Below are 14,611 nucleotides of genomic sequence, written 5' to 3' on the forward strand. Positions count from 1 at the left end.
GCTGTGGCCCCGGCCGACTGCGCAGGGTGACCATCTCGGCAGGTTCCGAGGATGTGCCCCTTGGCGGTGACCACGTCGCCACGGCCGGTGACTGCTGCTCAGAACGGGTGACCCTCGCACCGCTGCCGCAGCAGCTCAGGAAGGCCCCGCCGCGTCCTGCAGCGGGAGCAGCACGCGCAGGTGGTGCTCGTCGTCGTCCTGCTCCACCGCCACCGTCCCGCCCAGGCTCTCGGCGCGCTCCCGCAGCCCGACCAGCCCCAGGCCCGCACCGCCGACCCCGAGCGCCGTGCGCGGCGCTGCACCGGCGCCCGTCGTCCTGAGGTGCGTGACCACCTCCACCCGCACCCCGCGAGGTTCCTCGGCCAACGACACCGTCACCGACACCGGGGCTCCGGGCGCGTGCTTGCGCGCGTTCGTGAGGCCCTCCTGCACGATCCGGTAGACCGTGCCCTGCACCGCGTCGGGCACCGGCACGCCACCGCCGGGCAGCAGGCGCGGGTCCACGCCGAGCCGCCCGGCCGCGTTCGCCTCGCGCACGAGGCGCGGGAGCTCGTCCAGCCCGTGCGCCAGCGGCACCGCGCTCGCGCCGTCCGAGGACCGCAGGACCCCGAGCACGGCGCGCAGCTCGCCGATGGCCTTCGACGCGAGCTCGCGGACCGTCGCAGCCGCAGCCCGGGTGCTGTCCTCCCGGGTGCTCACCTGCAGGGCGCTGGCCTGGACGGCGATGAGGGAGACGTGGTGGGCCACCACGTCGTGCATCTCGCGGGCGAGGTGGGCGCGCTCCTCGGCCCGCGCGGACGCCGCAGCGGCGGCGCGCTCCGCCGCACGGGCCTCCTCCAGCTCGCGCCGCTGGCGCCGCTCCACGCCCAGCGACCGGCGCAGCGCGCCGAGCCCGACCGCCCCGGCGACGGACACGCCGGCGGTGAGGAACGCCGAGGTGTTGGCGGCGAGCATCCCCGGGTCCCACTGCGGCCACACCGTGATCACGTAGGAGGCCACCACCAGCAGTGCCACCACCCAGGCGCGCCGCTGGCGCTCACCGAGGGTGAAGAGCACCACGAGCGGCGCCAGGGTGCTCTGGGCCCAGCCCAGGGCCGGTACCCCGAGGACCACCGCCGCCTCCGGCGACCACCGCCTCAGCGGGACCGCCACCAGCGCCAGCACGGACAGCACGAACGGCCGGTTCCACCCGGCGGTCTGGTTGGTGAAGCCCTGCGCCCAGCAGGCCAGCAGCAGCACCGCGTCCACGGCCACCGCACGGGCCAGGCGCGACCGGACCAGTCCCCGCAGCGCCCGTCCTCCTGCCACCACCGCTCAGGTCCCGGTCGGGACGAGGCCGGCCCGCACCGCCACCAGGGCGGCCTGCACCCGGTTCTCAGCGCCGAGCTTGGTGAGCACCGCGCTGACGTGGTACTTCACCGTGGCCTGCGAGAGGTGCAGCTCGTCGGCGACCTCGGCGTTGCCGAGACCCCGAGCCATGAGCACCAGCACCTCCCGCTCCCGCGGTGAGAGCAGCGCGACCTGCGCCACGGCGCCGGCGTCAGGTCGGCTGCGCAGGAACCCGTCGATGACGGGCCGCGTGACCTCGGCGGACAGCACCGCCGCTCCCCGCGCCAGGCGTCGCACGGCGTCGATGAGGTGCTCGGGGCTGGAGTCCTTGACCAGGTACCCGGCCGCTCCCAGCGACAGGGCCTCGGCCACGAGGGCGTCGTCGGCGAAGGAGGTCAGCACCGCCACCGCGGGTCGCGGCGGCGGGCAGGAGGCCACGTGCCGGAGCACCGTGAGCCCGTCGACGTAGGGCATCCGCAGGTCGCACAGGACGACGTCGGCCCTGTGCGCCGACAGCGCGGCCGCCGCGCCGACGCCGTCCACGGCGGCGACCACCTCGAGGTCGTCGGCCGAGCCGAGCACCGTGCTCAGGGCCGTCCGCACCAGCTGCTCGTCGTCGACGACGAGCACGCGCACCACCGTGCCACCCACCGTGCGACCGGGCGGTGGGCCGGGGTCAGGGGTGAGCTCCACGGGTGCAGTGAACCAGCCGGAGGCGGTGGCGTGATCCGCCGTGGGGCGGGACCGAGGTCGGCGAGGAGGCACCGGGACTGCCGCGGGTGCAGACCCACCCGGGTGGGTGTGTGACAGTTGGTCATGGGACTCCGGTCCCTCGCTGAACGGTCGGACGCGGCGTGCGCGAGCACGCGACGCGCACCGGGTGAGCAGTGCCTGACGCCCACCGGTGAGCGCCCGCGCCTGCGGTCCGCAGCCCGACCTTGCCTGAGGAGCCTCGCGATGACCACCACCGCCCCTCCCCCCGCCGAGAACGCCCCGCGCGTCCGCGAGCGCGACCGGGCTGTCAGCGCCTACGCCGAGCTGTCGAGGATGGTGAAGGAGCGCGGGCTGCTCGACCGGCGCCACGGCTACTACGCGGTCCGGATCAGCGCGGCGGCCCTCGCCATCGTCGCGCTCGTGGCGGGTGTCGTCGTCCTCGGTGACTCCTGGTGGCAGCTGCTGCCGGCGGCGGCCCTCGGCGTGATCGGCACCCAGTTCGCCTTCCTCGGCCACGACGGCGCGCACCAGCAGGTCTTCGACTCCTCGACCCGCAACAAGTGGGCGGCCCGGGTGTTCGCGGGGCTGTGCGCGGGCCTCAGCCACGGCTGGTGGATGAACAAGCACACCCGCCACCACGCCGCCCCCAACCAGGTGGGCAAGGACACCGACATCGAGTCGGTGGTGGTGGCCTTCCACGCCGAGGAGGCCCAGCGCCGCCGCGGGCTGCGCGCAGCGCTGACGCGCCACCAGGGCTGGTTCTTCCTGCCGCTGCTGCTGCTGTCGGGCGCCAACCTGCACGTCGACAGCGTCAAGGCGCTCGCGCGTCGCTCCCCCGTCAAGGGCCGCTGGGCGGACGTCGGCTTCATCGCGGCGCACTGGAGCGTCTACGCCACCGTGCTGCTGACGACCATGGGCCCCGGCAAGGCCGCCGCGTTCGTGGGCGTGCACCTGGCGGTCTTCGGCCTGTGCATGGGTGGGGCGTTCGCCCCCAACCACGTGGGGATGCCCATCGTCGAGCGCGGGGCGAGGATCGACTTCCTGCGCCGCCAGGTGCTGACGTCCCGCAACATCCGCGGCGGGGTGGTCATCGACTTCCTCATGGGCGGTCTCAACCGCCAGGTGGAGCACCACCTGTTCCCGAGCATGCCGCGGCCCAACCTGCGCCGCGTTCAGCCGCTGGTGCGCGAGTTCTGCGCCACCCACAACATCCCCTACACGGAGACGACGCTGGTCGGTTCCTACCGGGCGATCATCCGCCACCTCAACGAGGTGGGCCTGCGCGCCGGGGACCCGTTCAGCTGCCCGCTGGCGGCGCAGCTGCGCTCCTGACGACAGACGACCGACGGAGGGCGGGGAGGCGCGGCGTCGCGCCTCCCCGCCCTCCGTCTGCGTCTCCCCCGAGGGCTACAGGAGCTGCAGCACCCGGCCGATGTCGATCACGTGAGGCGGCCTCCCACCCGGGCCGTCCAGGGATCCGCGCGGGAGGAGTCGCAGCATGCGGCGCACGAAGAAGGACGTCCACGTCGAGGCACCGTCGGTCAGCACAGCGGAGGTGGAGGCCCTGCAGGCCCAGGTGGCTGCGCTGGAGGCTCGGACGCTCGAGGCCGAGCAGGCGACGGAGCGCGCCACCGCCCGGCACGAGCTGATGGTCCGCTCCTCCGGCATCGGTCTGTGGGACGCCGACCTCGTGCCCGGGGTGCCGCTGGCGCCGGACGACACGCTGCGCTTCTCGACGGGCCTGCGCCACATGCTCGGCTTCGAGGGGCTGCACGACTTCCCTGAGACCGTGGTGACCTGGGCGTCCCGGCTGCACCCCGAGGACGCCGACCGCGTCACGAGCGCCTTCGCCGCTCACCTCGGTGACCGGACGGGGCGGACCGGGTACGACATCAAGTACCGGCTGCAGCGCAAGGACGGCCGCTACGTCTGGATCCACGCCACCGGCGACAGCATCCGCGACGCGCAGGGCAACGCGCTGCTCGTCGCCGGGTCGCTGCGCGACATCGACGAGCAGACGCGCCTGGTGGAGACCTCCCAGGAGCAGGTGGAGACGATGCGCGCCTCCTCGGTGCAGCTGGCCGGCGTCAGCCGCGACCTCAGCACCGCCGTGGACTCCGCGGTCTCGCGGGCCTCCGACGCCGCGCGCACCATCGGCGTCCTGGACACCGCCAGCGAGCAGATCGGCGAGGTGGTGAAGCTCATCACCTCGATCGCCGCCCAGACCAACCTCCTGGCGCTCAACGCCACCATCGAGGCGGCCCGCGCTGGCGAGGCCGGCCGCGGCTTCGCCGTGGTCGCGAGCGAGGTGAAGGAGCTGGCCAACAAGACCAGCAGCGCCACCGAGGACATCTCCCAGCAGATCGAGGGCATCCGCGGCCGCACGAGCGACGCGGTGCGCAGCATCGGTGAGATCGAGACCGCGGTGCAGACGCTGACCGCCACCCAGACCGCCATCGACGCCCTGGCGCACGCGCAGAACGCCCACTGACGCCTTCACGGTGACCGGGTGCGGGCGGCTGACACCCCCGCACCCGGCTCACCACGTGAGCGTGGCGGTCACCGGTCGCCCGCTGCGCCCCACCCGACGGCGCCGTCAGCGGGCCCCTCGCCTCGAGCGGTCTCAGGGGCGGCGCGCCTGGGGTCCGCCCGAGCAGTGCGCCTGTCGAGTGCCCCGCCGCCGCCTCTGCCGCCGCTGGGGTCGCGCCGTGATCACCTCGCGGCGGGTGTGGCCGCTCGTGCTGGCCAGCGCCGGCGTGGCAGCCGTGGTGGTCGCCGCCGTGCGGGCCGTGCAGGCGTGGACCCGTTCGGGGAGCCCCGCATGACCGCTTCGAGAACGCCGCGCAGCAGTGGCACGGGGAGCGGCGGCTCCAGTCCACCCGGCCGACCCGACGGCGAGACGTGGAAGCAGCGTCGAGCTCGCGCTCGAGAGCAGGCACGGCGGACGTACTTCCACGGCGTCGAGGCCGTCGTCGCCGAGGCCGCACGCGCCGCCGGCGGCCTGACCGTGGTGGTCGAGCCGGGAGAGGACCACCCGCGGTACGTGCTGCGGCTGACGCGTCCCGGGGACGACCACGCCGCCGCTCGCCAGGCGTGCATCTCCACCTGGGGCAGCGGGCTGTTCTTCCTGGGCCTCTCCGGCGGCTTCGAACACCTGGAGATCGAGTACGACGACGAGCCCGAGGCTCTGCGCCTCCTCGTCGCCCTCGCCGCCGAGCACCTGCACGGCCGCTCCCGCGAGGTCGAGGAGGTCTTGCCCTCCGGTGCCCGCAAGCGCTGTCTCGAGATGACTCTCGACGGGGAGGTCCACCGCGTCCCTGAGGAGCAGGAGGCGGTGTTCGACTCCTGGCAGGCGGCGCTCCTGGGACTCCCCCGGGTGGTCGTCGTCCACCTCGTCCGCCGCGCCTGTCGCCGGAGCCGCTGACCGAAAACCCCTCGACGCCGAGGACCGAGCCGCCTAGCGTCGACGCGTGCTCAGCTGACACCGCGACCGTCCCGCGCCAGCGGACCCGCCCCACCCCTGCCGGTGGAGCTGCGAGGACCCGGCGGGAACCCTCCTCACCTCCGAGGACCTCGCGTTGCCAGCTCTCCACCTCGCCCTGCACCACGTCGACCGCCGCTACCCGGACCGGGTGGTGCTCCGCGACGTCTCGCTCGCCGTCGCGCCCGGCGCCCGGGTGGCCCTCGTCGGTGAGAACGGCTCCGGCAAGACCACGCTCCTGCGGGTGGCGGCCGGGGTCGACCACCCCGACTCCGGCACCGTCACCCGCCCGGACCGCACCCGGCTCGTGCACCAGGTGCTCCCGTTCGACGACGACGCCTGCGTCGAGGACGTCCTCGACGACGCCGTCGCCAGCGCGCGGGACGTCGAGCGCCAGCTCACGGCCGCTGCCGAGGCGCTGGCCGCGGCTTCCGACGCCGCAGCGGAGGCGCCCCACGTCGAGGCCCGGCGCGCGGCGGCCCACCGCTACGACGTCGCCCTCGCCGAGGCCACCGCCGCGGGCGTCTGGTCGTTGGACGCCCAGGTCGAGCGCGTCCTCGCGGGGCTGGGCCTCGGCGACGTCGGCCGCGACCGGCAGCTGGGCGCCCTGTCCGGTGGCCAGCGCACGCGCCTGGCGCTCGCGGCGGCGCTGGTGGCGCGCCCCACCGCGCTGCTCCTCGACGAGCCCACCAACCACCTGGACGCCGCGGGCGCCGACTTCCTCGCCGCCGAGCTGCGCTCCTGGACGGGTCCGGTGCTCTTCGCCAGCCACGACCGGCGGTTCATCGAGGACGTCGCGACCCGCGTCGCCGACCTCGACCCCGTCGCCGGCCCGGGCTCTCCGGAGGACGCTCCCGCCGCGACCCCTGAGGACGACGACGGCAGCGGCGTCGCCCGTGACACGGCGACGTCCGTGACCAGCCACCGCGGGGCCTACAGCGACCACCTGCGGGCGAAGGCCGCGGCCCGCCGCCGCTGGGAGGAGCAGCACGCCGCGGAGCAGGAGCAGCTGGAGGTGCTGCGCCACGAGGTGGCCGTCGGCGCCCGCGACGTCATGCACACCACAGCGCCCAAGGGCGAGGCGCGGATCGCCAAGAAGTTCTACTCCGACCGCGCGGCCACGGTCATCGCCCGCCGGGTCCGCTCCGCGCGCAGCCGGCTGGAGGACCTCGAGCGCACCCAGGTCGCGGCGCCGCCTCCGCTGCTGAGCTTCGCCGGATTCGTTCGGCGCGGCGGAGCTGAGCTTCCCGGACCTCCTGCGCTGCCGGGCACCCCGGACGTGCTGGTCCAGCTCGACGACGTCGAGGTGGCCGGTCGTCTGCGGCCCACGAGCCTGACGGTGCGTGCCGGTGAGCACCTGCTGCTCGACGGTCCCAACGGCAGCGGCAAGTCGACGCTCATCGCGGTGCTCGTCGGCGCTCTCGCCGCCGACCGCGGGCTGCGCCGCACCGCGCCGGGCGTCCGTCTGGGACTGCTCGCCCAGGACGTCGTGTGGGAAGACCCCCGGCGCAGCGCCCAGGAGGTCTACCTGCGCGCCGTCGGCGAGCACGCCCCGGCGCTCACCAGCACAGGGCTGGTCTCGGTCCGTGACGCCGGCCGGCCCGTCGGGTCGCTCTCGGTGGGCCAGCAGCGGCGGGTGGCCCTCGCCGTCCTGGCCGCCGACCCACCGGACGTGCTGGTGCTGGACGAGCCCACCAACCACCTCTCCCTCGGACTGGCGGAGGAGCTGGAGGCGGCGCTGGCGGATCACCCGGGCGCGGTGGTGCTCGCCAGCCACGACCGCTGGCTGCGGGAGCGCTGGAGCGGCAGCCGCCTCGACCTCACCCCGGGAGCCACCGGTTGGCCGGCCGTCAGCGGAGGTGCTCGGCCCTCGTCAGCGCGGGGAGCGGTCGCGCCCGGGATCAGCGCCCGCGCGCGCGACGCAGCCACTCGAGGAGCAGGGCCCGCTCGGCGTCGGTCAGCCCCGGCAGCTCCGGTGCCAATGCGGTGAAGGCGACGACCGTCGCGGCGGCTGAGTGCTCAGCCGCCGTCATCCCTGCCTCCTGCGCGTCCCCCTCGACGGGCACCGCGAGGACGGCGGCCAGCACCGCGTCCCACATGGCGAGGGCCAGCTGCGGGTCGCGGTCGGCCACCGGGGTGGCCAGCAGCGTCTGGATGACGCCGGTGCCGGCGGACTGCACCAGGTCGACGCAGCGCTCCTCCGTCACGCGCAGCCGCCCCGTCAGCGCCACGCGGTGCACCCGCGCCCGCAGCACCTCCCGTCCGGCCCGGGCCGCCCCCGAGCGCACCACGCGGGCGGGATCACCCAGCAGCCGGAAGACCTCGGGGTTGGCCACGCCGAACTCGACCTGGGTGACGAAGGCCGCGCGCAGGTCGTCGAAGGGGTCCGCTCCACGACCCGCCTCCTCCTGGACCTCGCGGGCCTTGGCCGCCACGAAGGCGTCGGCGGCGTGCTCGGCGACGGCGTCCAGGAGGCCGTCCTTGTCGCCGAAGATCCGGTAGATCGTCGGCGCCTGGACCCCCGCTGCGGCTGCGACCGCTCTCGTGGTCACCGCAGAGGGGCCGTGCTCCCGGAGGAGCTCGGCCGCGACGTCGACGAGCCGGCTGCGCACGGCGTCCCGCCCGGCGGGAGTGCTGGCCGGCGCCTGCGCACTGTTCTCGACCGTCATGTTGCCAACGATAACGACTGAGTGGTACCACTGCGTTACCGCCGATCCGGCGAAACTGCTTCCACTGATAGCGAGACTGCGATGATCGTCATCACCGGCGCCACGGGTGCCCTCAACGGCGCCACCACCGACCACCTGCTGAGCCGCTTCCCGGCCGAGGAGCTGGTCGTCGTCGCGCGCACCCCGGAGAAGGCGCGCCGCTTCGCCGACCTCGGCGTGAGCGTCCGCAGCGGCGACTACGCCGACCCGGGCTCGCTCGTCGACGCCTTCCGCGGCGCCGACCAGCTGCTGCTCGTCTCGTCCAGCGACCCGACCGCAGACGCTGTCGCGCTGCACACGGCCGCTGTCGACGCAGCGGTCCAGGCGGACGTCGGCCACGTGCTGTACACGAGCCACCAGGGAGCGCACCCGCGCACGCCGTTCGGTCCCGGGCGCGACCACGCCGCCACCGAGGCGGTGCTCGAGCGGTCCGGTCTGGCGTGGACGTCACTGCGCAACGGCTTCTACGCCCACAGCCTGCTCTGGCTGACCGGTGACTGGCGCACCACCGGCACCATCGCCGTCCCCGCTGACGGGCCTGTCTCGTGGACGTCGCGCGAGGACGCCGCGGAAGCCGCAGCGGTGGTCGTCGCCAGGATCGCCGCAGGCGACACAGGGCTCGGGGGGCCGCTCACCCTCACCGCCGACGAGGCCCCCACGTTCGTCGACGTCGCCGCCCTCGCGTCCGCTGCGAGCGGGCGGTCCGTCGAGCGGGTGCTCGTCGACCCGGAGGAGTGGGTGGCCGCGCAGGTCGCTGCCGGTCGCCCCGAGCGGGTCGCGCGCTTCACGCTGGGCTTCTACGAGGCCGCCGGCGAGGGCTTCTTCGCCGGCACCTCGCCCCTGCTCGGCGACCTCCTGGGCCGCCTCCCATCAACGGTCAGCGACGTCCTGACGGCGTGACGCCAGGCCCCGGCAACGAGTGCGGGCTCGTCCGGGGTCACCCGAACTGGGCCACCCTGGGCCGACGAGGCTCGTCCTGCTCGGTGGCGCACCCGGCATCGGCAAGAGCGCCGTGGCCCGCGCCGTCCTCACCCACCACCAGGGCCCACCCGGCTCAGCGCCCCTGCTGCAGTGGGTCGACGTCGACGCGTTGTGGCTCCACCAGCCGTGGCGGGTCGACCCGGCGATGCGCGCCCTCGTGGCCGCCAACCTCCGAGCGGTGCTCGGCGGCGCTGCCGCCGCGGGGGTCGAGATCGCGCTGGTGACGTGGACGTTCCACACCCCGGAGCTGCGGCGGGTCGTCGTCGATGCCGCCCCGCCGGACTGCGTGGTCCGGTGGGTCCAGCTGGTCGCCGCCGAGGAGGTGTGGCGCGCCCGCTTCGAGGCGGACGGCGACAGGACTGGCGTCGACGCGTTCTACGAGCGGCGCTACCGGGTCGCCCAGGCGGAGGCTGAGCACGCGGACGCGGTCGTAGACACGAGCCACTCCCAGGTCCGTGCGGTCGCGCACCGGGTGCACGCGCTGATGACCGAACTGCTGTGAGGACGACGCAGAGGCCCCGGCGGCCGCTCCGCCCCGGGGGCCGGTTGGTGGTGGTCGACAACGACCACCACGCGGGCGAGTTCGCGGAGCTCCTGGCGGCCAGCCCATGGGCTGCCTACCAGGGCAGCGGTGGAGCGACGGCGGCGTGGTGGGCCGAACGCGGCGCGGAGCGTCGGGAGGTGATGAGCGAGTGGCTCTTCACCCGTCGACAGGACCTCGAGGCGGTGCTCCGCCTGGAGTTCCCCGCCGAGGTCGCGGAGCCGTGGCTGCGCGCCCATCCCGACGCCCTGGGGCTGACCTACGGCTACGTGCTCTTCGCCGTCGACGCGTGAGCACTGCCCCGTCCCTCCGCTTCCACGGCACGCGCTGCGCAAACCCGTGGCGCCGCGGTGATCGCCGCGACGACCATGCAGCCGTGAGTCGACGCCTCCGCCGCACGGCCCCCGTCGTTCCCCTGGACCACTGGGGTCACCCCCTCGAGCTGGACGAACCGGAGTGGACCGACGACGGCCGGTTCTGGGACGGCGAGCGCCTCCACACCCTCCTGGACGACGACGTGCGCAAGCACCAGGCCGATCTGCTCGCCGCGGCCGACGTCGTCGTCGAGTGCCTCGACGACTGCACCCCCGGCAACCCGCACGCCGGGGGCAAGCGCGTGCTGCCGCCGGAGGCGCGTCGCCGCCTGGCGACGGCGGGGTTCGTGCGCCTGGCGGCGGACTCGCGGGGCGAGGTCCAGTCCTGGCGGGCCGACGACGGCACGAGGCTCGTCCTGCTGACCGGTCCCGTGGTGCGTCCCCGCCTCGACTGACGGGAGGGCACCGGGCCGGTTCCGCGACGAGGCTCGCCCCACGGCTGCAACAGCCACCCCGGGGAGGGCGTCACAGGTGCAGATCTCCCCGAGAGCAGGAGCAGACGTGCACAGTCGCCACAGGCCCGCGTGGTCCCGCCAGGTGCTGAACACGACCGCTCTGGCGGTCACCGCAGCGACGGTGGTGGCGGGGTGCACCATCAGCAGCACGGTCGGCGGGCTCGTGACCATCTCCGGGCGCGACGTCGACGGCGAGGCGGTTCCCTTCGAGGGCGAGCTGCTGCTCGACGACCAGAGCTGCGAGCTGGCGCGCCTCACGACACCGGCGGGCAGCACCACCGACCGGTGGGTGGTCTGGCCGACCGGCGCGGACCTCTACGTCGAGGACAGCAGAGAGCCCGTCGAGGGGGCCGTCATCGACGGCGAGCGCTTCGTCAACGGCGACCGGATCAGGGGCACGGGGTACGTCGTCGGGCTGGAGGCGCTGCCCGGGGAGGGCCGGCGCAGCGGCGGCATGTACGCCGAGAGGGGCCGCTACTGCGACGCCCACCACCGCGGCGTGCTGGTCATCGTCGAGGTGGAACACGCCTGAGAGCCGTCCCCCTCCCCTCCACCGGCGTGCGGCGCCGACCGCCGAGGCGGAGAGTGCCTCGCAGCTGATCACGAGGAGAGGAAGACCACGCGTGGACGGTGCTGCGCCAGCTCCCCAGCCCTCCACGGGCTTGTGCGCGGCAGCTCTCGCCGTCGTCCCCATCGGGGTCACCGTCCCCGCCGCCTCAGACGAGGCTGACGGGATCCGCCTCCCCTCCATCCCCTTCCCCGTGGCAGCCCTCGTGGCGGTGGTGCACGCCACCGGGCTGGTCACGGCTGTCAGCGCGGTCTCCGCGGCGTGACCGCCGACCACCGCGACGACGACCCGCGGCGCCGCTACCCGCTGCTGCACCGCTCGGAGCGGTGGGAGTGGGCGGCGACGACGATGACCTCCTCCACGCACCTCCCCGATGACGCGGTGGTGGTGAGCACCCACGTCGTCGGGTTCACCGGAGGGGACGTGCTGCTCTGCCGTGGCGAGGGGCCCGACGACAGGTTCCTCCCCGGCGGGACCCATGAGCGGGGCGAGACCGTCGAGGACTCCCTCGTCCGCGAGCTGCTCGAGGAGGGCGGCGGCGCCCGCGCCCTACCGACCTCATCTCCCCCAGCCCTTCGCGGCGTGGCTGTGGGGCTGGGGTGAGGTCGAGGTGGTGGCCCCGCCGTCCGTCCCCGACGACGGCGAGAGGGTCACCGAGGTGGCGACCTTCCCGCTCGCCGCAGCGCAGGAGCGGCTCGCAGCGACCGCGGCGTGGGGACCGGAGCTGCTGGCGCCGGCAGCCGACCTCCGCAGGCGCTGAGCCATCGGGTCCGCTGGACCGCTGGCCAGGCGCCACCGGCGACGAGGGCGTGCTGGTGCAGGTCGCGCCAGTCGTCGAGGTGCAGCGCCGTCGAGCGCCGTCGAGCACCGGGGACTGTCGGGGCGGAAGGTCTGGGCACACCAGTGGTAGACCGCCAGGTCCTCGTGGGCGCGGGCCACCTGCCCGGTGTCGGTCTCCTGCCAGGGGCGCAGCCCGAGATCATGCGCGGAGGTGACGGATGGTGCCCGGCAGCGTCCGGTCGGCCGCTCAGTGAGCGCGCAGTGAGCCGCGAGCGCGGCGGCAGCGCTCGTGCTGAGCGCCGCCGTCGTCGTCCTCCAGCACGACGACGACGGAGGTGCCCGTCCGACCGATGCCGCCTCGGTGCACATGATCCTCACCGCGGCGCACCACCGCCTCGTTCACGGGCGTGCGCGTCTCCGGCTCGTGGGCTTCCGAGGACGACACCGTCGAGCGCTGCGGGGCCGAGGTCGACGGTGACCGGTCCCGGAGGGTCATCGCCGACGGCGCCACCTGCACCGTCACAGGGAAGCCGGCCCGGCGCCACCGGGTGGACATCAGCCCGGCTCGCACCGTGCAGCGGCAGCAGCGGCAGCGCGAGCGCGTGCTGGCCGGCCTCGATGACAGTGCGCCCGTGGAGGGCGCGGTCGAGGCCGCCCTCCACACCGCCGGTGCCGAGCGCTGCGCGAGGGTCCGAACGGGTGAACTTCAGGTTGCGCGAATCACAGCCCTGTGCAGCGCCTTTGCACGCACGTTCGACTGTCGGTGGTGGCCCCTAGCGTGATCCGCATGACCTGGACCAGCACCGAGATGCCCCACGAGGGCACCCCCGGCGCTGACGGTCTGGACGACGGTCTCGGCGGCGGGCAGAGGTGGCAGTCCGAGCCGCTCGCCCCGGGTGCGCTCGGCGCCGGTCCCGCACCGCACCACCCTGAGGACGACGACACCGAGCCGCGCCCCGACCTGCCTCCGCTTCCGCTGACCGGTCCGCTCGCCGAGGCCCTCACCGCCGCTCGTGCCGCCGCGGACGCCACCGTCGAGGCCGCGCGCTACCTCGCGTCGGTCGGCCCCCACCAGCGCGTGCAGGCGCTGGCGCTGGCCGCCGAGGTCCGCCACGTCACCGACGCGGCGCTGCTGCTGCTCACCGCCAGCTTCACCCCCGAAGACCTCACCGTGGTCGGGGCCACCTCCCCCACCGACCTGCTCATCACCCACACCGGGGCCGAGGCCCGTCGCGCGAGTTCGGACGTGCGCCTGGCGAAGGCGCTCACCGCCCCCGTCGCGCCGCTGCCCGTCCCTGCCGGCGGCCCTGTACCAGACGGTGCCGACGGGCCGGCTGACGGGCCGGCCGGGGAGTCGACGTCTGGGTCAGCCTCCGTGCTCCTCGCCGGGGAGGGCCTGGGGCGGGTCGGCGAGCAGCACGCTCGCGGCCGCATCTCCACCGACATCGCCTCGCTGGCCCGCCGCGTCGTCGAGTCGCTGCCCCGGCGCATCCAGCGCGCGCACTCCGCCGAAGCCGACGAGGTGCTCGCGCGTACCCTGCCCGGCCTGACCCACCCGCAGGCCGCCATCGCGTGCGAGGTGCTGGCGCAGACGCTGGACCCCCAACGGGCCGACCGCGGCTTCGACCCCGACGACGTCGACAAGCGGTACCTGTCCCTGACGCTCCACGACGACGGCTCCCTCGACATCCGCGGCCACCTCGACGCGATCGTCGGCGCCGAGTTCAAGGCCGCCATCGACCACCTGTCCAAGCCCGACCCCACCGTGCGCGCTCCCCTGGCCGACCCCGCTCGTGCCAGCGCCCTCGACGACACCACCGGTGGCACGGCCGACGCTCCGCTCCCCGGGCTGGACGAAGGCACCACCGACGACGACGGCGGCGGACGGACCACCGCCCGCCGCGGCGAGCCCGCAGTCCCCGTCCGCGACGACCGGACAGCACCTCAACGCCGCGCCGACGCCCTCGCGCTCCTCGCCCGCCTCGGCCGCAGCGCCGACGAGACCCGCGGCGGTGAGCCTCCGCGGGTGATCGTCACTGCCACCGGTGACCAGCTCGTCGGCGTCCCAGGCTCAGGCCGGGCCACCAACGAGACCACCCGTCGTCCCCTGACCACCACGCAGCTCCAGCACCTGGCGTGCAGCGCGCTCATGCACACCGTGACCCTGTCCTGCCAGGGACCCGACGCAGCGGTCCTGGCGCTCGGGCGTGCGGTGCGTCTCTTCAGCCCTGCCCAGCGCCGCGCGATGCTCGCCCGCGACGGCGGATGCGTCATCCCCGGCTGCACCGCCCCGCCGGGGTGGCTCGAGGCCCACCACGTCCACGCCTGGGCCGAGGGCGGTCCCACCGACGTCGACTTCGGGGTGCTGCTCTGCGGGCGCCACCACGTCCTGGTGACCCTCGGGGTGTGGGGCGTGCGCATGGTCGACGGGACCCCTCATGTCCGCCCTCCCGCCAGCGTCGACCCGCTGGGGCGGTGGTTGCTCAACCCCCGCCGGGCGGTCGCGCAGACCACGCGGCGCCGCGTGGAGCCGGGGGCACCTCCCGCTGGCGGGGGGTTGCTGCTGACCACCCCACCCCCAGCTCCACCACCACCGTCCGCTCCGGACGACGACGACCTCGCCGGCGACGACGTCCCCGACATCCCCGCAGCGCGCCGCGCCTGCGGGTGCTGATCCCTG

17 protein-coding genes are annotated in these 14,611 nt (G+C 74.9%); 13 read left to right on the forward strand and 4 right to left on the reverse strand.

All coding sequences use genetic code 11. The annotated features are described in order from the left end of the window. Positions 1-135: 135 nt before the first annotated feature. Complete coding sequence (locus FMM08_RS13955; RefSeq protein ID WP_147926999.1) at positions 136-1,311, reverse strand: sensor histidine kinase; 1,176 nt, start codon at positions 1,309-1,311, stop codon at positions 136-138. 3 nt (positions 1,312-1,314) lie between these two features. Beyond that, entirely contained in the window at positions 1,315-2,022 is a 708-nt protein-coding gene (locus FMM08_RS13960) for a response regulator (RefSeq protein ID WP_222710778.1), read from the reverse strand. 264 nt (positions 2,023-2,286) lie between these two features. Between FMM08_RS13960 and FMM08_RS13965 the strand changes: the two genes are divergently transcribed. The 4 genes from FMM08_RS13965 to FMM08_RS13980 all read left to right on the forward strand — a co-directional run bounded on the left by FMM08_RS13965 (position 2,287) and on the right by FMM08_RS13980 (position 7,514). After that, positions 2,287-3,375, forward strand: coding sequence for a fatty acid desaturase family protein (locus FMM08_RS13965; RefSeq protein WP_147927000.1), 1,089 nt, complete (start codon positions 2,287-2,289; stop codon positions 3,373-3,375). A 166-nt stretch (positions 3,376-3,541) separates the two neighbouring features. Continuing rightward, positions 3,542-4,534, forward strand: coding sequence for a methyl-accepting chemotaxis protein (locus FMM08_RS23970; protein WP_147927001.1), 993 nt, complete (start codon positions 3,542-3,544; stop codon positions 4,532-4,534). Positions 4,535-4,864: 330 nt separating this feature from the next. Next, positions 4,865-5,467 carry a hypothetical protein gene (locus tag FMM08_RS13975; RefSeq protein ID WP_147927002.1) on the forward strand — a complete coding sequence of 201 codons (603 nt, stop codon included), beginning with the start codon at positions 4,865-4,867 and terminating at the stop codon, positions 5,465-5,467. 154 nt (positions 5,468-5,621) lie between these two features. Continuing rightward, positions 5,622-7,514 (forward strand): ABC-F family ATP-binding cassette domain-containing protein, encoded by a 1,893-nt coding sequence (locus FMM08_RS13980; protein WP_222710779.1) that lies wholly within the window; start codon positions 5,622-5,624, stop codon positions 7,512-7,514. Here the strand turns inward: FMM08_RS13980 and FMM08_RS13985 are convergent. Then, positions 7,426-8,193, reverse strand: a complete 768-nt coding sequence (locus FMM08_RS13985) for a TetR/AcrR family transcriptional regulator (protein ID WP_147927003.1) — start codon at positions 8,191-8,193, stop codon at positions 7,426-7,428. The genes FMM08_RS13980 and FMM08_RS13985 overlap by 89 nt on opposite strands. Before the next feature lie 81 nt (positions 8,194-8,274). Between FMM08_RS13985 and FMM08_RS13990 the strand changes: the two genes are divergently transcribed. From FMM08_RS13990 to FMM08_RS23080, 8 genes are all read left to right on the forward strand, one after another. Next, positions 8,275-9,132 carry an NAD(P)H-binding protein gene (locus FMM08_RS13990; protein ID WP_147927004.1) on the forward strand — a complete coding sequence of 286 codons (858 nt, stop codon included), beginning with the start codon at positions 8,275-8,277 and terminating at the stop codon, positions 9,130-9,132. A 112-nt stretch (positions 9,133-9,244) separates the two neighbouring features. Then, positions 9,245-9,715 carry a hypothetical protein gene (locus FMM08_RS13995; RefSeq protein WP_147927005.1) on the forward strand — a complete coding sequence of 157 codons (471 nt, stop codon included), beginning with the start codon at positions 9,245-9,247 and terminating at the stop codon, positions 9,713-9,715. Beyond that, a complete protein-coding gene (locus FMM08_RS14000; RefSeq protein WP_147927006.1) occupies positions 9,712-10,047 on the forward strand; it encodes an ammonia monooxygenase in 336 nt (111 codons plus the stop codon). Before FMM08_RS13995 ends, FMM08_RS14000 begins: the two co-directional genes overlap by 4 nt. A gap of 83 nt (positions 10,048-10,130) precedes the next feature. Then, the gene (locus FMM08_RS14005; RefSeq protein WP_147927007.1) at positions 10,131-10,523 is read left to right on the forward strand and encodes a hypothetical protein; all 393 of its coding nucleotides are present in this window, start codon (positions 10,131-10,133) and stop codon (positions 10,521-10,523) included. Between the two features lie 106 nt (positions 10,524-10,629). Further along, entirely contained in the window at positions 10,630-11,115 is a 486-nt protein-coding gene (locus FMM08_RS14010) for a hypothetical protein (RefSeq protein ID WP_147927008.1), read from the forward strand. A gap of 91 nt (positions 11,116-11,206) precedes the next feature. Continuing rightward, positions 11,207-11,416, forward strand: a complete 210-nt coding sequence (locus tag FMM08_RS14015; RefSeq protein ID WP_147927009.1) for a hypothetical protein — start codon at positions 11,207-11,209, stop codon at positions 11,414-11,416. Beyond that, positions 11,413-11,754 carry an NUDIX domain-containing protein gene (locus FMM08_RS14020; RefSeq protein WP_147927010.1) on the forward strand — a complete coding sequence of 114 codons (342 nt, stop codon included), beginning with the start codon at positions 11,413-11,415 and terminating at the stop codon, positions 11,752-11,754. The genes FMM08_RS14015 and FMM08_RS14020 overlap by 4 nt, the downstream gene beginning before the upstream one ends. A gap of 10 nt (positions 11,755-11,764) precedes the next feature. Continuing rightward, complete coding sequence (locus tag FMM08_RS23080) at positions 11,765-11,911, forward strand: hypothetical protein (protein ID WP_187279756.1); 147 nt, start codon at positions 11,765-11,767, stop codon at positions 11,909-11,911. A 267-nt stretch (positions 11,912-12,178) separates the two neighbouring features. Here FMM08_RS23080 and FMM08_RS14025 read toward each other — a convergent pair whose 3' ends face one another. Further along, positions 12,179-12,376, reverse strand: coding sequence for a hypothetical protein (locus FMM08_RS14025; protein WP_147927011.1), 198 nt, complete (start codon positions 12,374-12,376; stop codon positions 12,179-12,181). Between the two features lie 342 nt (positions 12,377-12,718). Between FMM08_RS14025 and FMM08_RS14030 the strand changes: the two genes are divergently transcribed. Next, on the forward strand, positions 12,719-14,605 hold the full coding sequence (locus FMM08_RS14030; RefSeq protein ID WP_147927012.1) for an HNH endonuclease signature motif containing protein: 1,887 nt from the start codon (positions 12,719-12,721) through the stop codon (positions 14,603-14,605). Positions 14,606-14,611: the final 6 nt, after the last annotated feature.

This window comes from Quadrisphaera setariae, from assembly GCF_008041935.1.
Classification (GTDB): Bacteria; Actinomycetota; Actinomycetes; order Actinomycetales; family Quadrisphaeraceae; genus Quadrisphaera; species Quadrisphaera setariae.

Bases quoted from the DNA above. Each gene is read 5' to 3' on its own strand.
- FMM08_RS23970 (WP_147927001.1), top strand. From the start codon at position 3,542: ATGCGGCGCACGAAGAAGGACGTCCACGTCGAGGCACCGTCGGTCAGC.
- FMM08_RS13985 (WP_147927003.1), bottom strand. From the start codon at position 8,193: ATGACGGTCGAGAACAGTGCGCAGGCGCCGGCCAGCACTCCCGCCGGG.
- FMM08_RS13965 (WP_147927000.1), top strand. From the start codon at position 2,287: ATGACCACCACCGCCCCTCCCCCCGCCGAGAACGCCCCGCGCGTCCGC.
- FMM08_RS13990 (WP_147927004.1), top strand. From the start codon at position 8,275: ATGATCGTCATCACCGGCGCCACGGGTGCCCTCAACGGCGCCACCACC.
- FMM08_RS13975 (WP_147927002.1), top strand. From the start codon at position 4,865: ATGACCGCTTCGAGAACGCCGCGCAGCAGTGGCACGGGGAGCGGCGGC.
- FMM08_RS14030 (WP_147927012.1), top strand. From the start codon at position 12,719: ATGACCTGGACCAGCACCGAGATGCCCCACGAGGGCACCCCCGGCGCT.